Source organism: Legionella sp. PATHC032 (genome assembly GCF_026191185.1).
In the GTDB taxonomy this organism is placed as follows: Bacteria; Pseudomonadota; Gammaproteobacteria; order Legionellales; family Legionellaceae; genus Legionella.
Genome location: NZ_JAPHOV010000001.1, coordinates 2,218,978 through 2,242,539 on the forward strand (window position 1 = coordinate 2,218,978; position 23,562 = coordinate 2,242,539).

Below are 23,562 nucleotides of genomic sequence, written 5' to 3' on the forward strand. Positions count from 1 at the left end.
TTAAACCACTGTTTTGATGCCTTTAATTATGAGTAAATGCTTCTTTCTCTATAAATACCTAATTCTTGAAATCCATAAAACAAAACCGATACCAATTCAATGTAAAAAACCAGATGCTTTCAATTAAAAACGGATTTTATTAAGTAGTGTGTTATGCAAAAATAGGGCAATACATGTAATCATCAAGAAGCTTGTTAGCCTTTGATATTATAACCGGCATCCACATAGAGAATTTGCCCCGTAATAGAAACGGCTTTATCAGACACCAAAAACGCCGCCATCTCACCTATAGCCTCTATGGTCACCAGCTGATGAAGGGGTGCCTCATTGGCTGCCTTCTCCATCAGTTTATCAAAATCGGCCAACCCTGATGCCGCGCGCGTACTGATTGGCCCCGGAGAAATGGCATTGACCCTAATCTTTTTACTCCCAAGTTCCATAGCAAGATAACGAACTGAAGTTTCTAAAGCGGCCTTAACTGGCCCCATGAGATTGTAATTTTTAACGACTTTTTCTGCACCATAATAACTCATGGTCATGATACTTCCTCCATTGACCATGAGTGGCTCAGCCGCTTTTGCCAATCGGATAAGAGAATGACAAGAAACATCCATGGCCACCATAAATCCCTCTTTGGAGCAATCGACAACCCGACCTTGTAAATCCGCTTTTGGCGCAAAAGCAATGGCATGAATGACAAAATCAAGATGACTCCAGCTCTCCTTTATCCTTTGGAATAATGCATCGAATTGGGCTTTATCCGTCACATCAAGGGGCATGAAAATGGATGCTGAAACCTGTTCTGCTAGAGACTGAACATAACTCTTGGCTTTCTCATTCTGATACGTGATGGCTAATTCGCAATTGGCCTCATACAATACTTTGGCACAACCCCAGGCAATTGAGTGTTCATTAGCAATACCAATAATCAGTCCTTTTTTATTCTTCATAAGCTTCCAACTCCTGTTTGGTGCTCAAGAAGTGACATGGCATGCACTGCCATCATCCGTTCTTCATTGGCAGCAACAATACGAGTTTCAGAAACTCCAATTGACGTAAAATACCATCACGCACAAACGCTGAATTCTCACCTGTACCACCGGTAAAAACAATCGCATCAACTTCACCTAGTGCCATTGCCATCATACCCATGAATTGGGCCATTTTGAGGCAGAAATACTTTAATGCAAATCGTGCTTTTTCATTCTCGCTCTCTTCTAGAATTTTGAGGTCATCGGTGACTGTAAATGAAGGCTTACACCCAATATCGACTACTTTTCCATAAGCTAAAATCTTTGGATTGGGTTGTCTTGAAAAAAGCTGAAATTTGATACTGGAGGAGCCCACATTAATCACAAGAAGGCACGAGGCTTTGATGTTCGTCATTTAATTCGTCCTTCCTTTCGCGCTGCGGCCATTTTAACCGCCAGAGCACAGGAAAAAAGCCGGGTGCGTAGTGAATCAGCACGACTTACCAAAATGATGGGCACACGAGCCCCTAAAACAATGCCAGCAGCATCCGCATGCCCTAAAAAGGTGAGTTGCTTGGCTAAAATATTACCGGATTCGATTTCAGGCACCAAAAGAATATCAGCATCCCCAGCAACCAGTGAAACAATTCCTTTTTCTTTGGCTGCCTCTTTGTTAATTGCGTTATCAAAGGCCAAGGGACCATCAAGGATACCATGGGTTATCTGACCTCGGTCAGCCATTTTACATAAAATCGACGCATCAACTGTGGCTTGCATCTTGGGATTGACGGTTTCGATAGCTGCCAATAGTGCTACTTTGGGCTTCTTGTTCTCACCATACAATACTCGCCAAAGGTGAATGGCATTCTGACAAATGTCGGCTTTGTCACTCGCACTTGGGGCGATATTAATCGCTGCATCGGTAACAATCAGTGGCTTATGGTAAGAAGGTACATCCATGACATAGGCGTGGCTGACTCGGTGTTGGGTGCGTAAACCGGATGTCGAAAGCACAATCGCTGCCATCAATTCATGGGTGCTTAATGAGCCTTTCATGATGGCATCAATCTCGCCTGCAGCGGCCAAATCAGCAGCTTTATTGGCGGCAGCATCGCTATGTTCGGTATCCATCGTTTCCCATTGGGATAAATCAATATGGGCATCACGAGCTGCAGCCCTCATTTTAGCCAAAGGTCCCACCAATATAGGAGTAATGAGTCCTGCCTTCATCGCATCGTTCACCGCTTCCATGACGTTGCTCGTTACAGGATGCACGATTGCCGTACGGACAGCAGCCATACAGCGACACGTCTTAATAATGGCTTCAAAGCGATCGTGGTTATAAATTTCAATAGGCGGAAGGTGGGCACGCGCCACTCGCATTTTTTCTGTTGGTGCAAGGACGGTTGCTAATCCCTCAATCACGGTTTCTCCACGCTGATTGATACCCTTGCAACCAAAAATCACAATGGGTTTATTGGTGTGCTTATCCTTAACCATGAGGGTAATGGTGATGGTATCGCCTAAACGCACTGGCTTTTTAAATTGGATATCCTGTTCAAGATAAATCGTACCTGGCCCAGGTAAAACGGTGCCAAGAAGTGCGGAAATCAATGAGCCAGACCACATACCATGCCCAACAATCCCATGAAAAATAGTACTCTTGGCAAACACGGAATCCACATGAGCGGGATTCACATCGCCCGACATGGCAGCAAACAAATTGATGTCGTCTTGAGTGAGTGTTTTACTTAAGCTAGCCTGACGGCCCACTTCAAGTTCATTAAAGGTCACATTCTCAAGAAATTCCTGCTCCATCCTTCTTCCCTTCTATTTCTGATGCACGTAAGTACCGGGGGCTGCTGGTAGTGACGTATCTATAACCGGTGGAGGAATGCGTTTCTTGGTGGATTGCAGCACCAGCCACTCATGCCAACCGCGCCACCAGGAACCCTCTCGCTTTTCTGCAACGGTTAGCCAATTTGCGGGGTTTAAGTAAGCCTCGCCCTCTTTATGTTCATGAATACGGTAAGAACGTCCTGGATGTCCCGGTTCACTCACAATACCCGCATTATGGCCGCCACCCGTGAGGACGAAGGTCACATCACTATCCGTCATCAAGTGGATTTTATACACTGACTGCCAGGGAGCTACGTGGTCTTTTTCAGTGCTCACAGCAAAAACAGGCAGCTGAATATTTTCGGCGGCCACCGGTTTTCCTTCCACCGTATAACGACCTTCAGCAAAATCATTCTTTAAAAAGAGTTTTTCTAAGTATTCGCTGTGCATTTTATAAGGCATTCGAGTGGCATCGGCATTCCAAGCGGTTAAATCAATCATTCCACGCCGCATGCCATGCATGTAATCTTGAATCATCTTGGACCAGATTAAGTCATAAGCACGCAACATCTGGAAAGAACCCGCCATTTGCTTCGTGTCCAGATACCCTTGTTCCCGCATCATGCTTTTCAGAAAGTCCACTTGGCTTTCCGTCACAAAGAGCATTAATTCGCCAGCCTCGGTAAAATCCCCTTGGGCTGCCAACAGCGTAAGGCTATTTAAACGTTCATCCTTGTCTCTTCCCATCACGGACGCCGTAATTAGAGCCAAGGTGCCGCCTAAACAATAGCCCATCAGATTGATTTTGGCCTCTGGTAGAATGGTGGAGACCGCATCAATCGCCGCCATAGCACCAAGACGATAATAATCATCCATCCCCAAATCACGGTCCTCTTTATCGGGGTTGCGCCAGGAGATTATAAATACCGTGTGTCCCTGCTTGACGAGCCACTTCACTAAAGAGTTATGTGGGGACAAATCCAGTATATAATATTTCATAATCCAAGCCGGCAGTATCAGTATCGGCTCTTTGTATACTGTCTTGGTTTGCGACTCATATTGAATGAGTTCAATTAAGTGATTCTGAAACACGACTCGTCCTGGCGTAATGGCCACCTGTTGGCCTGGGATAAAGTGTTCGGAGCCTGTTGGTGGTGTGCCGGTTAGTTTTTCTAGCCAGTCATCCAATGCAATTTGGCTGCCTTGAATAAGGTTAAGCCCACCCGTGCGTATGGCTTCGTTGAATAAATCAGGGTTCGACCAGACAAAATTGGAAGGGGATAGGGCATCAAGCCATTGGCGTGCCCAAAATGAAACCGTGCGCTCCACCGGACGAGGTAACCCTGGTACATTCGTTGTAGCACGTCGCCACCAATCCTCCACCTGCAAAAATCCTTCTGCGAACAAACGCCATGGCATGGGTTGCCAACTGTCTTTTTTAAACCGCACGTCTTTACCCCCAGCAGCACGGTCAACACAAACAATATTATTAATACAATCATTGGCATGAAAAATAGGGTAAAAAGCCAGTTCCCATAAATTTCCTGGGGATTGGATTAATTGCCAAAGCCAAGTGGAATAGGACGAACCTATTGCGGCAGGACTTATTCCCATTGTCCATTTTGCCAGGTTGGCTTGAATTAGCTGATTAAAGAACGGAAAAAAATTATCCGAGGTGCTTGCATCAGTAGGAACACAACATGAATCCGTACCAACTGACAATTCTTCCCGCTGAGTCAATAAAACTTCCTTGGGACAACATTGTTTTTCTAGTCCATTCATGGCCGACATCCTTGGCATTTAGCACTATAATCAATAAGATATAATAAATGATAGCACAAAATCTAACCCATCCCTTCTGTCTAGGGGGTATCTTTTCATGAGTTAAACGACTAAATGATCACCTCTTGTGGATTTCTTTGGCCAGGGAGTGTTTCTAGTTCCTTGAGCCTTAGCAATTTATTTGCAGGGAATCCCCAATAAAATTAAGTATTTTGTTTTGAATTTTTATTGATTCAATAATAAGATAGGTTTCCATTTGTCGCTGTTAACAAGGAACAGTATTGTATGCGATTACGTCTGTTAGCATTCCCTTTAGCCGGAATTATCGTTGGTGTGAGCATTTATTCTGGAATCATTAATACGATTAAAGAATATGTGGACAATTATGTTGTTCAACACAAAAATCCCGCAGATTGGAATAACCGCGGGATAGATTATATGATTGGCAAAAAGGTACCCCAAAATTACTCTGAGGCAGTAAAGTGGTTTCAAAAGGCAGCAGAGCAGGGTGATACCATGGCTCAACGCAACCTTGGTTTAACGTACACAACCGGCACAGGTGTTGCTCAAAATCATAGCAAGGCCATGAAATGGTTTCGAAAAGCAGCTGAAAAAAATGATCCCGTCGCTGAATTTAATCTTGGTGTACTCTACATAGAAGGCATTGGCATTTCACATAATGATGGGGAAGCTGTTAAATGGATCCACAAAGCAGCTGAACAAGGATTTCCAGATGCGGAACGTACTCTGGGTATCTTATATTTAACTGGCAAGGGTGTAAAACAAAATGATGGTGAGGCAATAATATGGTTTCGTAAAGCAGGTGAACATGGCGATCTTGCGTCTCAGCGTACTCTCAGTGCAATGTATGTAGAAGGTAATCATACTCAGCAAAATGATTTTGAGGCAATGAGATGGTTTTATCTGGCTGCTAAGCAAGGAGATCCTATCGCTCAGTATAATATCGCTATCGGTTTTCTTGTAGGGAAAGGTATGAAACAAAATAATATTGAAGCAATGAAATGGTTTCATCTTGCTGCCAATCAAGGGTTACCTCAAGCTCAATACGCGCTTGCTGCAATTTATCATGATGGCCAGGGGGTTCCTCAAAATCATGATGAAGCACTAAAGTGGCTTCAAAAAGCTGCTGAGCAGGGGTACCCAGCGGCTCAACAGCACTTGCAGAATCTTAGGGGAGAGTGAATCACGTGACTGTAATCTCGATGACTTACCACCAATTTCGCTTTTATTGCCTTAATTTTACTTACTTAAATAGGAATGTAAAAAACTAGGAACTCTCGTTATTGTTTACTGGATACGAAGGTGGTACTAATGCCTTCGAGTATGACTGGCCCAAACACGCCCAATAGAAGGATTTTTATGCTTTAGACCACTGCTCTGATTTTTGCCATTATTTTGAGTTTTTTTAGTTGTTGGAGTCAAAGACGTGCATGCTGAGACACTAAAGAAAAGAATAAAAAAGTGCTATTAAAAGAATGGTGTTCCTTAATACTGTTACAATATTCATAGCAAATCCTTATAAAATTAAAGTGTTTATTCCCCCATTAAATTAAGATATAAAAATTGGCATGAATAGGGTCATTTAAAAATCAATGACTCTATTTATCAAAATAGATACGCATCAGAACGAGATCCCTTTTCTTAATGTCTCTTTGGTGTATTCAGTCAAATCTTTTGAGGTAACTCGGAATAGTGTACAACTCGAAGTACTGCTCAATAACTGAGCAAGTCTACATCCTGACTTATACTTACATAAAGCTCCTGTTGTTTTTGCGTTTATTCCTAATGCTCCAGTAAACCCTCAAGGTAACGTCGTTTTAGCCGCAAATAACTATCATCATGGCGGACATCACAAAGCTCCTCACGGAGGACATCCTGGATGGATAAAGTGGAAAGGACATTGGATTTGGTGGGATGGGCATCATAGTGGGCATTAAATCAATTGCCTTCTGTGATTATTATTAATGAATCAGATGGCCTTTTTGTTGTGTGGTGTTATGTTTTATTCCAAAACAGAAAGGCAGAGCTTACCATCAGGCAAGTTGATTGGCTGTGAATCAAGAAGTAGTCTAGGATCCTGAAAGAGAGTAATTGGCTCGAATTTGTGCCAGCACTTTTTGCAATTTTTGCCAGTTGGCTTGCGTACCTTCTTTATCATTGGCATCACCCGTTTTATCAAGGCGCTTTGCCAGTTGCTCGGTATACCCCACGTTTTGCTTCAGATTTTTGAGTTGTTCTTCAGACAAATTCTTGCTTAAATCGGGCAGTGCTTTGACTAAGTCTCGAATCGCAAATGCATGTTGGTGAATGGTATCCAGCTGATTGTCAGCCAACGCTTTATTAATGGCTGCAGTATGTTGGTTAATGGCCTCCCAAATGGCAGGAATGGTAGTTGGGATAGACTGAGCTTCCTCTTCATGATTAGCAGCAGCATACGCAGGTGACAATAAAAAAAGCAAAACAACAAGCAGGTTAAACAAACCTAGTGCTTTTTTATTAAAAGACTTCGTTATTTGATTCATTATGATTCTCCTTGAGAGTTTGCCTTTGCATACTGTCTCTTTTCACGCCAAGTTTCCATCGTGTTATACACTGTGGGCACCACAAACATATTTAAAAACGTGGAGGTAAACAATCCTCCAAGCAATACTTGTGCCAAAGGACGCTCCAATTCTTTCCCAGAAGGCGAGCCCCACAACAGAGGAATTAAGCCAAGCGCTGCCGTTGCTGCGGTCATGAGCACAGGCACCAAACGGTCAAGAGTGCCTTGAATGACTACCTGTTCCCGTGGTTGTCCTTGGGTACGCAACTGATTGTAATGGCTTACTAAAATAATCCCATTACGTGCCGCAATGCCAAATAAAGTGATAAACCCAATCATGGCGGCCACACTCATATCCCCACTTGCTAGAAACAAAGAAACCACGCCACCAATCAAAGCGAGCGGCAAATTAAACATGACCAATAATGCTTCACGGAAGGTGCCAAACGCTTTATGAAGAAGAATCAACATGATGAAAATGGCCAACGCGCCAAACAGAATTATCACGCGAGAGGCCTGTTGTTGACTTTCAAACTGTCCGCCATATTGAATGAAATAGCCACTTGGCAACGACACTTTTTCCTTAATCCGTTGCTGAACTTCTTGAATCACACTGCCTAAATCCCGCCCTTGCACATTAAACGCAATCACCAAGACGCGCTGTACGTTTTCCCGATTAATTGCAAAAGGTTGAGGCTCTAACTGAATATCCGCCACCGCACGCAAAGGAATTTTGGTTTCCTGATTCGCCAAACCATGCGCATCAATCAGCATGTTTTGAATGGCTTTCATGCTGTCTCGCCCTTCTTCACCCATGCGTACATACAAATCAAACGTTCGTTGGCCTTCGAGAACACTCGATACCGTCACCCCATTAAGAAGAACTTGCACATCTTCTGAAATCTGCCCCACATTAACCCCATAACGGGCCGCTTTCTCTCGGTCAATGGTAATGACCAACTGCGCCACCTTGATTTGTTGCTCTTTGTTCACATCCACCACCCCTGGAACGGTTTTTAAAATGGCTTCAACCGATTGACCTAATTCGTTAAGGGTGGCCAGATTATCGCCAAATAGCTTCACCGCCACTTGCGCTCTGACTCCTGAGAGCACTTCATCCATACGATGGGCAATAAATTGCCCGACATTAAACACAGCACCCGGAATGTTCGCCAAATCTGCTCGAATACGTCGCAACAATTCATCCGGTGACATGGTTTTGTCTTTGTCAAAATCAAGTCTCACATCAAATTCACTGGCATTGGGTGGCATGGCGTCTTCATCCAACTCACTACGCCCTGCCCGTTGGGCAATGGAAACGACTTGCGGATACTTCAACAAAGTTTTGCTCACTTGTTGTCCTAAGCGCATGGTTTCATCCAGGGAAGTCCCTGGAAGGGTGCTCATCGCGATAATAAAATTGCCTTCATGAAATTCGGGCAAAAACGAAGTTCCAAAAAAAGGAAGTAAGGCTAAAGCGAAAAGAAAGGCGCCTATAGCCATAGTTACAACCGTTTTACAATGCGCCAACGACCAATTTAAACCTGTTAAAAAATGTTTTTTTAACCACATCACAAAACGAGTTTCCGCTTGAGCATGTTGGGCGATTTCTTCTTCGGTCAAATGATAACGCGCCTCTTGAGGCAAAGCATGCATCACGACTTGAGTATCTTGTTTTTTTTCCGTTTTTCCCACTAAAAGAAGATAACAAAGAGCAGGCACCGTGGTAATAGAAACCACAAGAGAGCCCATCACTGACGCAATGTAAGCAATCGCCAAAGGACTAAAAATTCGCTCAGAAATTCCTGATAAAAAGAAAATGGGCAAAAATACGAGGCTAATGATAATGGTCGCATAAACGACCGAGCTTCGAATTTCCAAAACCGCATCAAAAACAATTTCAATGGCGGGCAAGGACTTCTTGGCCAAGCGATTTAATCGTAGGCGATGCACCACGTTTTCAACGGTGATAATACCATCGTCCACCACTTCACCAATGGCAATCGCCATCCCTCCTAAAGTCATCGAATTAATACCAAAACCAAAATAGTGAAGAACCAAGAGGCCCACTATGAAAGAAACCGGCATGGAAAGAAACGTAATAAAGGAAGCCCGCCAATTCATTAAAAACAAAAACAACACCGCAATGACGATGATGGCTCCTTCAATCAAGGCTCTAGTCAAGTTGTGAATCGCCGATTCAATAAAATTGGCTTGGCGAAATACTTCAGTTACTAATTCCACCCCTGCTGGCAAAGAGCGTTTGATCTCCTCTAATGCTTGTTCGACCTTATAGGTGGTGGTTAAGGTATCCGCTCCATAGATTTTGGAAATCGTGCCAATGACTGCATTTTTTGCATTATAAGACGCATCGCCCCGTTTGATTTCACCACCGAAAGCGACAGTTGCTACATTGTTAATGGTAATAGGAACTCCATTACGAACCACAATCAATGTTTTTTTAATGTCATCCAGTGTTTTGATGCGACCCATGGTACTCACCACAAACTCCGTACCCGCCTGATGCACAAAAGCACCAGGAACGTTTTGATTCGCGGACGTTAAGGCTTGGCGTACCTCTTCAATGGTGATGCCATAAGCCACCATGCGTTGTGAGTCAAGCAGCACCTGATATTGCTTGACTTCTCCACCAACGGAAACCACCGCAGCCACCCCACCTAAAGCCAAGATGCGAGGACGAATGGTCCAGTCGGAAATCGTACGCAACGCTTCAGGGCTTGCGGTGCGGCTAATAAGCGCGTATTTAACAAGCCATCCCACCGCCGAAGTCACAGGCAGCATCACTGGTGCATTAGCCCCTGGAGGAAGGCGATTGACTGCTTGCTGAAGACGCTCGTTCACCAATTGACGATTGCGATAAATGTCCGTTTTGTCATCGAATACCACCGTAATCGTCGATAATCCCACCGAAGTTTTTGAGCGGACACTAGCCACCCCAGGTGTTCCATTGATGGCACTTTCCAAGAGATAAGTCACCAGGGTTTCCACATCTTGAGTAGCCATGCCAGGCACTTGCGTTTGCACGACCACTTGAGGCGGGGCAAATTCGGGAAACACATCCACTGGCATTTGCTGCAAGGTATAGCCGCCTAGCAAGCAGAGGATAATGGTCAAAGCTAAAATTAAGGGACGATTTCGTAAGGACCAGGCGATGAGATAAGTAAACATTTAATGAGGCTCCTCTTGGCCTGCTTTTGGTTTACTGCCCCCACTTAACCATAAGGTATAAAGCTCACGGTTGCCTTGAGTTACGACCAGGTCGCCAGGAACTAAGCCATCGGTAATTTCTGAATGCTCATCATCCACCGCACCCACTTTCACCACGACGCGATCGTAGGTGTCGTCGTTTTGCACAAAAACAAAGGTCTCATTATCCGCTTGCAACAAAGCCGCACTAGGCACAGCCAGTGCTGCCTCATTATAAGCTAAAATAACGTTAGCACGTACAAACATACCCGGTTTGAGAAGCCCCTCCTTATTGTCTAAGGTAATTCTGACATTCACTGTACGAGTTAACGAGTCAAGATTCGGTTCGATTAAAGTCATTTGGCCTTTAAAGATTTGCCTGGGGTAACTTAGGGCATGAATATTCACTGCTTGCCCGACCTTAATCTTGCCTAAATCTTCTTCATACACTTGAGCAATCACGAATAATTTATCACGATTGCTGATGTGAAAAAGAACGGTATTGGGCTCAACCGCTTGACCTAAATTGATATTCCTGGCATCAATGAGGCCTGCAATCGGCGCTGTGACCGCAACACTCGGTGGTGGATTGCCCACTAATCTTGATTGGACTGTAGCTAAGCGCTGTCCTGCCTTGACTATATCGCCTAAATTCACATCAATGGCGGTGACACTGCCACTAATCCGAATACTGACATCTGCTTGCGCATCAGGTAAAAGTTGAATTTGGCCATTCAAACCCAACATTTGCTCCATAGGACGATTGGTGGCTTCTGCCACTTTAATCCCCAACATTTTGGTTTGCTGCGGTGTTAAATGCACTGGGCCTTTGGCCCCTCCTTCACTCACTTCAATTTCTTCGCCATGGGCAAAACACCCTTGCATAGAAAGAAATAAACTTAAAAAAATACTGATGAAGGCAAGCCTTCTATTTCGTTGTCGTAACATGTTGACTATCACCATTCCTTTGATAAGCTAAGTAAGGACAAAATCCTTGGGTATTCCCAGGGCCAAGGGCTGTACACAAAGCCACATACACTTGTAAATATTTTTCTCTCGTTGCGAGATAGGTCATTTGCAAATCATTTTGTTGCTTTTGCACTTGCAAGACGTTCAAAAGCGAAATTTGCCCGTTTTCATAAGAATCTTGTGCCAGTTTTATGTTTTCAACCCCTAACTTAAGAGAAACCGTTTCGGTTTCTCTAAGACTCATTTTAAGCGCTTTCAGCTGTCCGTAATTACTCGCTATTTCCGTTTCAATACTTAAATTCAAGGCGCTTAACGCCATCATCGCTTGAGTTGCCGTATGACTGGCTTCTAAAATTCGCCCCTGATTACGATTTAAAAGAGGAAGGGGTACCGAAAGTGTCACACCTAAGGTGCGGTCGGCAGGTTGAGGTGACCCCTCTTCCACCACAATTTTATCTTGTTGGACACCAAGCCCTACCGTCCAATCAGCAAAACGCTCAGCTTTTGCCAAGCGGTGGTCGGCATTGGCACGACTCATCGATAAGACAATGGCTTGGCGGTCAGGACGATGGTTAAGCGCCCATGTTTTTAGGAGGGCTAATTTCGGGAGTTGTCGTCCTGTTGCTAAATCGCCCTTAAGTGATAAAGGAGTATCTGCTTGTCGCCCCATTAATTGATTAAGGGTGGCATTTTGACTGATGCGAAGACTATGCTGTAGATGCTTTTCTTGGGCAATACGCAGGTACTCTATGCGTGCTGCATTCTCATCCAGCTTGGAAATCTCCGCCGCATTATAGCGGTTATGGATGACATTAACTAATTCTTTATTGATTTTTAATAAATAATTCAATTGTTGCAGGCGACGTTCCGTAATCACCGCTGCATAAAAGGCATTCGCTACTTTGGCACTGAGTTGGCGCTCTGCTTCCCCAATTTCGGCCATGGCTTTCAGTACATCAAGGCGTGCAACGGTTTTTTGTTTTGCAATACGTCCAGAAATGGGGAAGGCTTGACTAAAACCTGCACTGCGTGAATATTCCCCTTCATCATTAAATAAGCGATCGTCGTTATTGGAGAGATTAAGACTTGGATTAGGCCAAAGGCCCGCTTGGATTAAACGGGCCTTTGCAATCGCCACATTATAGCGAGCTGCTTTTAAATCCTTGTTATTCGCCAAAGCAATTTGGGTTATTTCTTGAAGAGTCAATGCATTAGCTAAAGAAGAATACAGCCACAAAAGCACCACCCAACAAGAAAAAAGCCAAACCCTATTGTTTTCCATAACCGTAAGACTTAAAAATGACTATTGCTTTGTCTTGCATTGGTAGGCTCTCCCCACCATCCAATGGTCCGCAACCAAATCATTTTTGGGATTGCCTTCATAAGTTTGCTGATGTTCGTTAACGAAAAGAGTATTTGCCCCTAAAAGGGCGGCTTTGTTTCTTAGGATATTCAGCTCATCCTGAATCAAATGTTCATGGGATTGATAGGATTGGCTCATGCCATTGCGATCGTACGCTCTGACTTCCCCTAAAAAAGTGCATGTTTTTAAGCGTTTTTCTGCCTTAAGAAGGATCACTTTTTCGCCTTCTGGCGTGAGTTTGGCATTGTAAGAACAACCCATAAGAACAGCAGGAACGATGAATAGCAGTGCGCTCTTCATTAAAGAGTGAGTCATGAATCAATACCTTTTTTTATTATTCTTTATTTCAGTATCTACTATCCCATAGGATTAAACAAGACGGGTAACAATAAAGACTGAAACGATATCCAGCATAGAACAGTGGCTCATTATCGCACAAGCAGGCTACTGTTGTAAGATGATTGCTTGGTGCATATTAATTTTCTATTCGGTCATTTGCTTGATACAAGAAACCATGTGATTGCTTGTTGTCGCAAGCATTGGACTGTAGACACAAACAGCACCATTTATTTTTCTTTGCTTGGCTGCATAACAGGCCAAATCCGCTTCTTTAATAGCGGCATTCACTGAGACCGAGTGACGGCTCATTTGAGTAATGCCAATAGAACAGCCTAAATCCAATGTATCCAATAGTTCTCCATTAAGGGACTGGGTAGCAGCAGTCACCAGATTTTCAGCAATCTTCTTAGCCTCACTTAAAGAAGTATTTTCCATCAATACAATAAATTCATCTCCGCCATAACGTGCTACCACATCATCTTTTCGTAAACGCTGTCTTAGGAATTGGCCAAAGGTTTGTAAAACAGTATCCCCCGTATCGTGACCAAAGCGATCATTCACTGCCTTAAATCGATCTAAATCGATAAAGAGAACAACGACTTCACCGCCATGGAGTTGTATTTGTTGGAAACGCGTATTCAACATCTCAAAAAGATATTCCCGGTTATTACACCCAGTCAGCGAATCATAAGTCGCATGATGGCGTAACGTTTCATAGCGATTTTTAAAGTCATCCATCAATTCCATTTTTTGCATCGTCTTGGTCATGAGATGACACGATGAATCAATATAGGTGGCACCCAGTAAAAACACAGTGGCGTAAAAATAATTAAGACAATGAGGATCCACCAAAAGACCATAAACAATGCTGGCCGAATAACTCAAAATAAAAACGCCGATAAAAGCAAGATAAACTAAATACTGCCGGCGATAATGATTTGTTTGTTGAAGCAGCTTATTAATCAAATAAGCTCCATTAATGAGAAAACCGATGCCAAGTAGTATCATAAAAACTGGAATAACCATGATGTTGCCTTACAAACAACCAACTACTCCCCTTAGTATAGATCTACTTTTTTTTCTTTTCTTTCATCAATAGTTTTTTTTTTCATAATATTAACCGCCGCAACCTAAGCGCATTAACAATAACTGACACGGAAGAAAGCGCCATAGCAAGTGCCGCAATGATAGGACTTAAAAGTAAGCCTGTCAGTGGATACAAAATACCAGCTGCCAACGGAACACCCAGCATGTTGTAAATAAATGCGAAGAAGAGATTTTGACGTATATTACTCATTGTACTTTCTGACAAACGACGTGCCTTGGCAATACCACGCAAATTCCCATGCAGTAAGGTAATGCCAGCACTTTCAATGGCCACATCGGTCCCAGTACCCATGGCAATACCAATGTCCGCTTTTGCAAGTGCTGGGGCATCATTGACCCCATCCCCTGCCATAGCCACAATGAGACCTTTTTCTTTTAATTCACCTACAATACGGCTCTTATCCTCCGGCATAATTTCAGCCACCACTTTTTTTATGCCCAATTGACCCGCTACCGCTTCTGCTGTTTTTTTGCTGTCTCCGGTGAGCATCACAATGTCGATACCACTTTGCTGCAGCTCGTGAATGGTTTCTGGAGTAGTCGATTTAATAGGGTCTTCTACCACCAAAAGAGCTGCTGTTTTGCCATCCACTGCTATGAACATGACTGAGGCACCTTGAGCGCGAAGCTCATCTGCTTTTTCAAGAAGGGAAGCGTCGTCACTTCCGTGATCCTGCATTAATTTCAGGTTGCCAATGGCAATGCGATGACCATTGACCTTCCCTAGGACTCCCTTGCCGGTAGGTGCTTCAAAGTCTTCAACTGAGCCAAAGGACAACTCCTTTTCTTTCGCAGCCGTTACGATAGCATGACCCAGAGGATGCTCACTTTGATGCTCAAGAGTAGCCGCAAACCCTAAAATAACCTCTTCATCAAACTCACCGTCAGTCACAATGCGGGTCAATTTAGGGCGCCCTTCCGTTAGGGTACCTGTTTTATCAACCACTAACGTATTGACCTTTTCCATGCGCTCCAAGCTTTCGGCATTTTTAATTAAAACCCCATTTTGGGCTCCTTTTCCAACCCCTACCATGATGGACATGGGTGTTGCCAAACCAAGAGCACAAGGACAGGCAATAATAAGTACTGATACGGCAGCAATTAAACCATAGCTTAATGACGGCTGTGGACCTAGCAAGGCCCATAGAATAAAAGACAATAGGGCAACCAAAATCACTGCGGGAACAAACCATCCTGAAACAGTATCCGCTAATCGCTGGATAGGAGCACGGCTTCTTTGGGCTTCACTCACCATTTGGACAATACGAGCAAGCATCGTATCACTGCCCACATGCAACGCGCTCATTACAAAACTCCCCGTCTGGTTAATCGTCGCCCCAATGACTTTGGCTCCTGTTTCTTTAGTCACCGGAATAGGTTCGCCTGTCACCATAGACTCATCGACAAAACTTCGTCCTTCCAGTACTTCCCCATCCACTGGTATTTTTTCACCAGGACGAACTCGTAATTTATCTCCAACCTGAACCTTGTCGAGCGATACTTCTTCTTCACGGCCATCTTCTTTAATAAGATGAGCACGTTCAGGAGCCAATTTCAACAAAGCACGAATGGCGCTACCCGTTTGCTCGCGCGCTTTGAGTTCTAACACTTGTCCTAATAAGACGAGCGTTGTAATCACTGCTGCCGCTTCAAAATACACAGCGACTACCCCTTCCTGATTTCGAAACGCTTGGGGAAATACCCCTGGCCAAAGGACAGCTACCACACTGTAAGCCCATGCCACACCAATGCCCATAGCAATCAAAGTAAACATATTTAATTGGTGTGTTTTTAGAGATTGCCAACCACGCTTGAAAAAAGGCCAGCCGCCCCATAACACCACCGGTGTGGCAAGAAGTAATTGAATCCAACTGGACACATCGCCAGAAATAAAATGCTGCAAACCATGCCCACCCATCTCCAATATCACGATAGGCACCGTCAAAATCAACGCAATCCAAAATCGACGTCTCATATCAAGATACTCAGGGCTCGCAGCTTCCGAAACCATCACTGTTTCCGGCTCTAGAGCCATACCACAAAGAGGGCAATTACCAGGAGCAGACTGGCGAATTTCTGGATGCATGGGGCACGTATAAACAATTGAACCTTCCCTTTTGGAGGAAGGCACAGGAGGCTTGGGGGTCTTATGCTCCTGATGACAAGAAGCATGCTCTTTACCCGAATTAGGATGTCCTTGATGAGGATTTTGTTTCATGAGTCACCTATTTTAATTATTTAATGCCCAACGCCACCATGACTGCCATGTCCACCCGCACTGTGCCCTCCATAGCCCCCATCCGTCTCTTGCGAACTCTGTTTCACAGCATGATTACAAGAGCTCAAAAAGAAAATGGCCGAAAAGCCAATGACCATTCCGATAACCCTGATTATTTTAAAAAGTGACATTTGGCGCTCCTTCGTCAATAAAACCATTTTTTCATCCCTATTTTTTTAACACTTTGGCGAGTTTGTATTTTTCTAAAGTGGTTGCAATCACTTCACTCACGTCAATCGCATTGGTGATATGACGGATGGTGTTGCACGTGATGATTTGCACACCATCCATCCCCGATAATAAAGAATAAGCCTCTTCTGCAAAAAGCGCATGCACCCCAATGCAAATCACGGACTGAGCCCCTGCCTTTTGTAAATGTGTCACCGTCTCCACCATGGTTCTGGCGGTGGAGATGATGTCATCGACTAATACGGGAGTAGACGATTCAAGGTCAGGGATAGTTGGCACAGAAATAGAAACCTCTTTATCTCCACGTCGAATTTTTTCCAAAATCACATAAGGGAAATGGCCTTTTTCAGCAATGTCGGCAACCCACTGCTGACTTTCCATATCAGGACCAATAATCACAGGCTTATTCACATGATTCTTAATCCATGTGGCAATATTGGCTGTAACATGCAAGACAAAAGTAGGTATTGAATAGATTTCATCCAAAGAGTGATAACGATGCAAATGGGGGTCGATGGTCATGAGCCAATCAAATGAAGTAGAGAGTAATTCAGCAAAATAACGCGAGGTAATCCCTTCCCCCTGATGAAAACGTTTATCTTGACGTAAATAGGGAAGATAAGGGGCAATCAAGCCGATTTTTTTAGCTCCTAATTCTTTTGCTGTTTTAGCAAAAAACAGCAAAGGCAGTATTTTTCCATCGGGTTGGTTTAAGCTATCCACTACAATGAGGCTGCGATTTTTAACTGCTGAATTAATTTTTACGTACCACTCTGTATCTGGAAAACAATGCAACGTGACATCACCCACCTCCACTTGAAGCGCTTCTTTTAAGCGTCTACTGATTCCTGAAGCATCAAATAATGAAAATAAAATGGGCTTCAAGGCTTCTCTCCTAGAACAATGGTATTTTGTTTATCGCGAATAAAATCGCGAGCATAAGTCAGTTCCCCTGAAGACTCTGAGTGGATGGTGAACAAAGGCTGCCCTTTTTCAACTTGGTCACCAACATGAACATGCAAATCAACCCCTGCTGATTTAGACTTAGGGGCCCCTGCAAGTTTAGCAATTTTTGCGAGCATTCGATTGTCAATGAGAGATACTTTACCTGCTTTCTCAGCAACCATAGGGTGAGTAAAACGTGCCACCGTCAATTCCCTCATCCCTCCTTGTGCCTCACAAATAGCCTGAAATTTTTTAAACGCTTCTCCGCTATCTAATAATTGTTTGGCTATCGATTGACCTGAGCCTGGTGGTACTGTTGATGAAAATTCCAGTACTGCTCCTGCAAGAGTTAATGATTTTTCACGCAAATCCTTTGGGGCATGAGGCAAACCTTGTAATACCGCCAACACATCGCGTGCTTCTAAAGCCGGGCCAATACCATTTCCTATCGGTTGTGCGCCATCAGTAATTAAGGTATGGACCACAAGACCTAACTGTTTTCCTACTTCTTCAAGGGATTGCTTAAGAAGTAAAGCCCTGGACTTATTCCTGACTTTGGCGGTAGGTCCCACTGGAATATCAATAACCGCATGGGTTGCTCCTGTGGCAATTTTTTTAGAAAGGATTGAGGCGACCAATTGTCCTTCACTATCTAACTCAAGAGCACGCTCCACCCGAATAAGCACATCATCGGCAGGGCTTAAGCTCACAGCCCCTCCCCAAACAATGCATCCGTTTTCCTTATCAACCACTTGACACATAGCCTCTGGGCTAAGTGACACCGGCGCTAAAGTTTCCATCGTATCTGCAGTTCCCGCAGGAGAAGTGATAGCCCGTGAAGAGGTTTTGGGGATGGTCAACCCGAAAGCCGCTACAATGGGAACCACAACAAGGGTGGTGCGATTTCCTGGTAAACCACCAACACAATGCTTGTCTACAATCAAAGGGGAAGACCAGGATAAGCGATCGCCACTGTCAATCATGGCTTTTGTAAGTTTCACGATTTCAATATTGCTTAAACGTTCCGCGGCGCTGGCCGCTAAAAAAGCTGAAATTTGCAAATCAGAAAGACGGCCACTTAAAACGTCATCCACGATGGCCTTGATTTGTTTAAAAGAGAGTTCATTACCATAAATCTTCGTATGCACATAACTTAATGATTCCAGTGGCTTAGGATGTGACAGTTGAATGTCATCCCCTTCTTTGGCATTGAGAAAATCCCACGCAAAATTGGATAAGCTCGCTTCACCAGGCCTTAAAAGCTCTGAGGTCACGACATTGAGCGTGGCAATAATCGAGCGCTGGCCCAAGGTCACTTGGATGCGCGTTTGAACCTCAAATCCCTCCGAATGACAAACATGGCAATCTTCTCGCATGTAGATAATGGCTTCATGATATGTTTTAATTCCTAGGTACTTTAAACGCAACCTATGATGTTCCTTCTGGATCACGACAAATCCTCCTCTTGCAGATAAGAAGGAATCGTACAAGGAAAACCTAATTGGCTTTCAATTTTCTCTTTTAATGATTGAGCGCTGTGGAGTTCACCATGCGTGATAAAGACCTTCTTAGGCGGATGAGTAAAATGCTTTAGCCACTCTAACATCTCGAGATAATCGGCATGAGCAGAGGTACTGCTCATAACCACCACCTGAGCGCGTATGGGAACCAAACCACCATGAATTTTAACCTCCCGCTCCCCATTAACCATCCTGGCACCACGAGTACCTCCTGCCTGAAAGCCAGTAAAAAGAAGTGTGTTTTTAGGATCAGGCGCAAAGGCTTTCAAATGATGTAAAATACGACCGCCTTGAGCCATGCCACTGGCGGCTATGATGATTTGTGGCATTTTATGCCTGTCAATCTCTTTGGACTCCTCAGGCGTATTAATGTAAGTGGCCACATTGCATAATCCACGACATTGTTCCTCATTTAAGTGATGATCCTCTTTATAAGTACAGAGTAGTTTGGTTGCATTAATCGCCATGGGACTGTCTAAAAATACTGGAATCTCTTTAGGAATTTCCCCTTTGCGTTTTAATTCATAAATAAAATATAAAAGACTTTGAGCCCGTCCCACCGCAAAGGCCGGAATAATAACAGAGCCTCCTCGTTTGATGGTGCGATTAATCACCTCACCGATTTGTGGCAAGGGATCGGTGGCATCATGCAGCCGGTCTCCGTAAGTGGATTCCATCACCAAATAATCGGTTTCTTGAATCACGCTTGGGGCTTTCATGACGGGATCATGAGGCCGGCCAAGGTCCCCGGTAAACACCATGGAACCTTTTTTTGTTTTTATTTTGACCATGGCAGCCCCCACGATGTGGCCGGCACGATGAAATTCAAAACTCAACACATTAAATAATGAATGTGGCGTATCAAAATCAATGGTCTCAAAATAATTTAAGGCAACTCGAGCTTCCTGCTCAGTATACAGTGGAAGAGCAGGCCTATGCTTGGAGAATCCATATTTGTTAGCCAATCGTGCTTCTTCCTCCTGGAGATGACCACTATCCGGTAATAAAATAGAACACAGCGCTTTGGTGCCCGTTGTTGCATAAATTTTGCCTTGAAATCCATTTTTAATGAGCAAGGGAAGATAACCCGTATGGTCAATATGAGCATGAGTGATGATGACTGCATCAATGTCGCGTGGATTGACTGGCAAGGGAGCCCAGTTACGCAAGCGCAATTCTTTATAGCCCTGAAAAAGCCCGCAATCAATAAGAATTTTTTTAGAATCTACCGTCAAAAGATATTTTGATCCGGTAACGGTCTCTGTTGCCCCTAAAAAGGTTAATTTCATTTTGCCTCCGTCAGACTTCCTTGTTGTTTCAATTCCACTTGCCAACGCCACATCACATAAACCACGGGAATGACAATGAGAGTCAGTAAAAGGGCGGAAAAAACACCACCCACCATAGGTGCTGCAAGCCTTTTCATGACATCCGCTCCAATGCCCGTGGCCCACATCACCGGCAATAACCCAATGATGTTCGCAAGACCTGCCATCACCATGGGGCGGATACGGGATATGGCACAAAGGTGTACCATTTGAATTAAATCCGGCAGGGTTTTAAGCAACCCTTTCTCTTTTTGCTCATTGTAATCCGAATCAAGGTATGCCAGCATCACCGCACTGGTTTCGGCGGCCACACCGGCTAAAGCAATCATTCCCACCCAAACGGCAATACTCATGTTGTATCCCAAAACATAAAGCAGCAAAAAGCCGCCAAATAAAGCAAAAGGAACACCGAGCATCACCATCAAAGTCTCCGTGATGGTACGAAAGGTAAAATAAAATAAAACAAAAATAATGACTAAGGTGAGTGGTACGAAAATTTTAAGTCGCTCATAAACCCGTTGCATGAATTCGTATTGACCTGACCACGCCAGGGTGTAGCCTGGAGGCAATTTGACTTTGGCCTTGACTGCTTGTTTTAGCTCCTCCACGTAGCCACCAATATCCCGACCACTGATATCAATAAACACATAACCTGCCAACATGGCATTTTCATCGCGGACCATGGCAGGTCCCGAACGAAATGTTAAAGTAACTAATTGTGCAATAGGTACTTCAGCTCCACTTGGTGTTTTAACTAAAATACGATTGAGCTTATCTGGGTCGTCACGTAGCTCCCGCAAATAGCGCACATTCACCGGATAACGCTCACGCCCTTCAATCGTGGTAGTAATGTTTTCACCACCCACGGCCGACTCAATAATGCGATTCACGTCCATAATGGTTAAACCGTAACGTGCCAGCTGGTCCCTATTGATTTGAAAATCAAGAAAATAACCTCCAGCGACTCTCTCTGCATAGACATTACTGGTCCCTTTCACTTCTTTAGCCACCATTTCAATTTCTTTGCCAATGGCTTCAATTTTTTTAATGTCGGGACCAAAAATTTTAATCCCAACGGCCGTTCGAATCCCCGTGGTGAGCATGTCATTGCGTGCTTTAATAGGCATGGTCCAGGCATTGCTCACCCCGGGAAATTGCAAGGCTTTATCCATTTCAGCCACCAAGCCTTCATAAGTCATTCCTTTACGCCAAAATTCCTTGGGCTTTAATTCAACAATCACTTCCATCATGCTAAATGGCGAGGGGTCGGTAGAGGTTTCCGCTCGTCCTGTCTTTCCAAACACATGGGCTACTTCTGGAAAGGCTTTTAATTTCTTATCCATTTCCTGCAGCAAAGCCGTTGCTTGAGTCACTGAAATACCTGGCAAAGTCACTGGCATGTACAAAATCGTGCCTTCATAAAGAGGTGGCATAAACTCAGCGCCAATGAGTTTGTAGAGAGGGATTGTGGCTAATGCCACCACTATGGCAACGCCCACGACAACCTTTCGATAGCTTAAAGCGAGCGTTAACACGGGTGCGTACATTGCTTGCATCAAGCGGGTAATGGGATGTTTTTGTTCAGGAATGATTCGACCACGCACCAAAAGAGGCAATAGTACAGGAATTAGGGTGATGGCCAACAGGGCACTCATGAAAATCGCCAAGTTTTTAGTATAAGCCAAAGGTGAAAACATCCGTCCCTCTTGGGCTTCTAGAGTAAAAACGGGCATGAACGAGATGGCAATCACAAGAAGTGATGAGAAAATCGCAGGACCTACTTCCTTGGCCGAATCGATTAACACTTGGGTACGATCGCCTGGACTTCCTTTTGCCTCCCAATCGGCTAAGCGTTTATGGGCATTATCGACCATGATGATGGCAGCATCCACCATGTCGCCAACCGCCACAATAATCCCACCAATGGACATGATATTAAGCCCAATATGCAAGAAATAAATGGGAATAAAAGAAATCAAAATCGCAAGCGGCAAGGTAATAATGGGGATTAATGCGGAACGAAAATGACCTAAAAATACGATGATGAGTAACCCAACCACCACCAGTTCTTCAATCAAATTCCAATTGGCCGTGGAGATGGCTTCTCGAATGAGATTACTGCGATCATACACAGGAACCATTTTTATTCCTTCGGGGATGGCAGTGGCCAATTCTTTTAATTTCTCTTTAATGCGACCAATCACTTGCAACACATCCTCACCAAAGCGCATGATGACAATGCCGCCCACTGCTTCTCCTTGGCCATTTAAATCGACGACCCCTCGGCGCATGTCCGAGCCAAGCTGCACGGTCGCCACATCACGCAGCAAAATCGGTGTCCCATTGGCATTAGTGCCTATGGCAATTTTTTCAATGTCCTCGGTAGACTTAATGTATCCTCGGCCACGAATCATATATTCCACGCCTGAAAATTCAACCACCCTTCCACCGGTGTCGTTATTGCTCATGCGAATTTTTTCGATGATGTCAGGAACCGACAGGTTGTAGGCAAGAACTTTGACGGGATCCAAATTGACTTGATACTGCCTGACAAACCCACCCACACTGGCTACTTCAGACACCCCAGGAACTGCTCTTAACCAATAGCGTAAATACCAATCTTGAAACGTGCGTAACTCAGCCAGATTATGTTTCCCATTCTCATCCACCAAGGCGTATTGATAAATCCAACCTACAGGGGTTGCATCAGGGCCTAATTGCGGTGTCACCCCTTCGGGCAACTTTCCTGCCAGTTGACTCATGTACTCCAAAACACGAGAACGCGCCCAATAAATATCAGTACCGTCCTCAAAAATGATGTAAACATAAGAAAAGCCAAAATCAGAAAATCCCCGTACCGCAACCACTTTCGGTGCCGACAGCAGTGCTGTCACAATAGGGTAAGTGACTTGGTCTTCCATTAAATCAGGAGAGCGTCCCATCCAGGTGGTGTACACAATCACCTGCGTGTCTGAAATATCAGGTAATGCATCCATGCGGGTATTCTTAAGAGCCATATAACCCATGAAAGAAAGCCCAAGCACAAAGAGCAACACAATAAAGCGATTGCGCGCACAAAATTCAATAATCCGTTCAACCATAAAATCCCTTTATTTCATAGGAATCTCATACATCATCCCTGTTCTTCAAAGGAAGAGCCTT

Annotated in this window: 17 protein-coding genes; 1 reads left to right on the forward strand and 16 read right to left on the reverse strand. The window is 44.2% G+C overall.

The annotated features are described in order from the left end of the window. Positions 1-194: 194 nt before the first annotated feature. From fabI to OQJ02_RS10015, 4 genes are read right to left on the reverse strand one after another with little or no spacing between them, the layout of a single operon-like run. Positions 195-950 carry an enoyl-ACP reductase FabI gene (gene fabI / locus OQJ02_RS10000; protein WP_015444303.1) on the reverse strand — a complete coding sequence of 252 codons (756 nt, stop codon included), beginning with the start codon at positions 948-950 and terminating at the stop codon, positions 195-197. A gap of 52 nt (positions 951-1,002) precedes the next feature. Next, the gene (locus tag OQJ02_RS10005) at positions 1,003-1,386 is read right to left on the reverse strand and encodes an acetate kinase (RefSeq protein WP_015444302.1); all 384 of its coding nucleotides are present in this window, start codon (positions 1,384-1,386) and stop codon (positions 1,003-1,005) included. Further along, positions 1,383-2,789 (reverse strand): bifunctional enoyl-CoA hydratase/phosphate acetyltransferase, encoded by a 1,407-nt coding sequence (locus OQJ02_RS10010; protein ID WP_015444301.1) that lies wholly within the window; start codon positions 2,787-2,789, stop codon positions 1,383-1,385. Before OQJ02_RS10010 ends, OQJ02_RS10005 begins: the two co-directional genes overlap by 4 nt. A gap of 12 nt (positions 2,790-2,801) precedes the next feature. After that, positions 2,802-4,592 (reverse strand): PHA/PHB synthase family protein, encoded by a 1,791-nt coding sequence (locus OQJ02_RS10015; RefSeq protein WP_015444300.1) that lies wholly within the window; start codon positions 4,590-4,592, stop codon positions 2,802-2,804. Positions 4,593-4,877: 285 nt separating this feature from the next. Between OQJ02_RS10015 and OQJ02_RS10020 the strand changes: the two genes are divergently transcribed. After that, a complete protein-coding gene (locus OQJ02_RS10020; protein WP_015444299.1) occupies positions 4,878-5,795 on the forward strand; it encodes a tetratricopeptide repeat protein in 918 nt (305 codons plus the stop codon). 887 nt (positions 5,796-6,682) lie between these two features. Here the strand turns inward: OQJ02_RS10020 and OQJ02_RS10025 are convergent. The 12 genes from OQJ02_RS10025 to OQJ02_RS10080 form a co-directional block, all read right to left on the reverse strand. Then, on the reverse strand, positions 6,683-7,135 hold the full coding sequence (locus OQJ02_RS10025; RefSeq protein ID WP_015444296.1) for a hypothetical protein: 453 nt from the start codon (positions 7,133-7,135) through the stop codon (positions 6,683-6,685). Then, on the reverse strand, positions 7,135-10,344 hold the full coding sequence (locus OQJ02_RS10030) for an efflux RND transporter permease subunit (RefSeq protein ID WP_015444295.1): 3,210 nt from the start codon (positions 10,342-10,344) through the stop codon (positions 7,135-7,137). Before OQJ02_RS10030 ends, OQJ02_RS10025 begins: the two co-directional genes overlap by 1 nt. Beyond that, a complete protein-coding gene (locus tag OQJ02_RS10035; protein WP_015444294.1) occupies positions 10,345-11,310 on the reverse strand; it encodes an efflux RND transporter periplasmic adaptor subunit in 966 nt (321 codons plus the stop codon). It abuts the gene before it with no gap. Continuing rightward, positions 11,291-12,613 carry a TolC family protein gene (locus OQJ02_RS10040; RefSeq protein WP_015444293.1) on the reverse strand — a complete coding sequence of 441 codons (1,323 nt, stop codon included), beginning with the start codon at positions 12,611-12,613 and terminating at the stop codon, positions 11,291-11,293. The genes OQJ02_RS10035 and OQJ02_RS10040 overlap by 20 nt, the downstream gene beginning before the upstream one ends. A 21-nt stretch (positions 12,614-12,634) precedes the next feature. Then, complete coding sequence (locus OQJ02_RS10045) at positions 12,635-13,009, reverse strand: DUF4156 domain-containing protein (RefSeq protein ID WP_015444292.1); 375 nt, start codon at positions 13,007-13,009, stop codon at positions 12,635-12,637. Positions 13,010-13,177: 168 nt separating this feature from the next. Further along, positions 13,178-14,059, reverse strand: coding sequence for a GGDEF domain-containing protein (locus OQJ02_RS10050; protein ID WP_015444291.1), 882 nt, complete (start codon positions 14,057-14,059; stop codon positions 13,178-13,180). A gap of 82 nt (positions 14,060-14,141) precedes the next feature. Then, positions 14,142-16,358 carry a copper-transporting P-type ATPase gene (locus OQJ02_RS10055; RefSeq protein ID WP_015444290.1) on the reverse strand — a complete coding sequence of 739 codons (2,217 nt, stop codon included), beginning with the start codon at positions 16,356-16,358 and terminating at the stop codon, positions 14,142-14,144. A gap of 20 nt (positions 16,359-16,378) precedes the next feature. Continuing rightward, on the reverse strand, positions 16,379-16,549 hold the full coding sequence (locus OQJ02_RS10060) for a hypothetical protein (protein WP_015444289.1): 171 nt from the start codon (positions 16,547-16,549) through the stop codon (positions 16,379-16,381). 37 nt (positions 16,550-16,586) lie between these two features. Next, complete coding sequence (locus OQJ02_RS10065) at positions 16,587-17,492, reverse strand: ribose-phosphate pyrophosphokinase (protein ID WP_015444288.1); 906 nt, start codon at positions 17,490-17,492, stop codon at positions 16,587-16,589. Next, complete coding sequence (locus OQJ02_RS10070; RefSeq protein WP_072363962.1) at positions 17,489-19,042, reverse strand: thymidine phosphorylase family protein; 1,554 nt, start codon at positions 19,040-19,042, stop codon at positions 17,489-17,491. The genes OQJ02_RS10065 and OQJ02_RS10070 overlap by 4 nt, the downstream gene beginning before the upstream one ends. Further along, positions 19,000-20,361 (reverse strand): MBL fold metallo-hydrolase RNA specificity domain-containing protein, encoded by a 1,362-nt coding sequence (locus tag OQJ02_RS10075; RefSeq protein ID WP_015444286.1) that lies wholly within the window; start codon positions 20,359-20,361, stop codon positions 19,000-19,002. The genes OQJ02_RS10070 and OQJ02_RS10075 overlap by 43 nt, the downstream gene beginning before the upstream one ends. Further along, complete coding sequence (locus OQJ02_RS10080; protein WP_015444285.1) at positions 20,358-23,501, reverse strand: efflux RND transporter permease subunit; 3,144 nt, start codon at positions 23,499-23,501, stop codon at positions 20,358-20,360. The genes OQJ02_RS10075 and OQJ02_RS10080 overlap by 4 nt, the downstream gene beginning before the upstream one ends. Between the last annotated feature and the right edge of the window lie 61 nt (positions 23,502-23,562).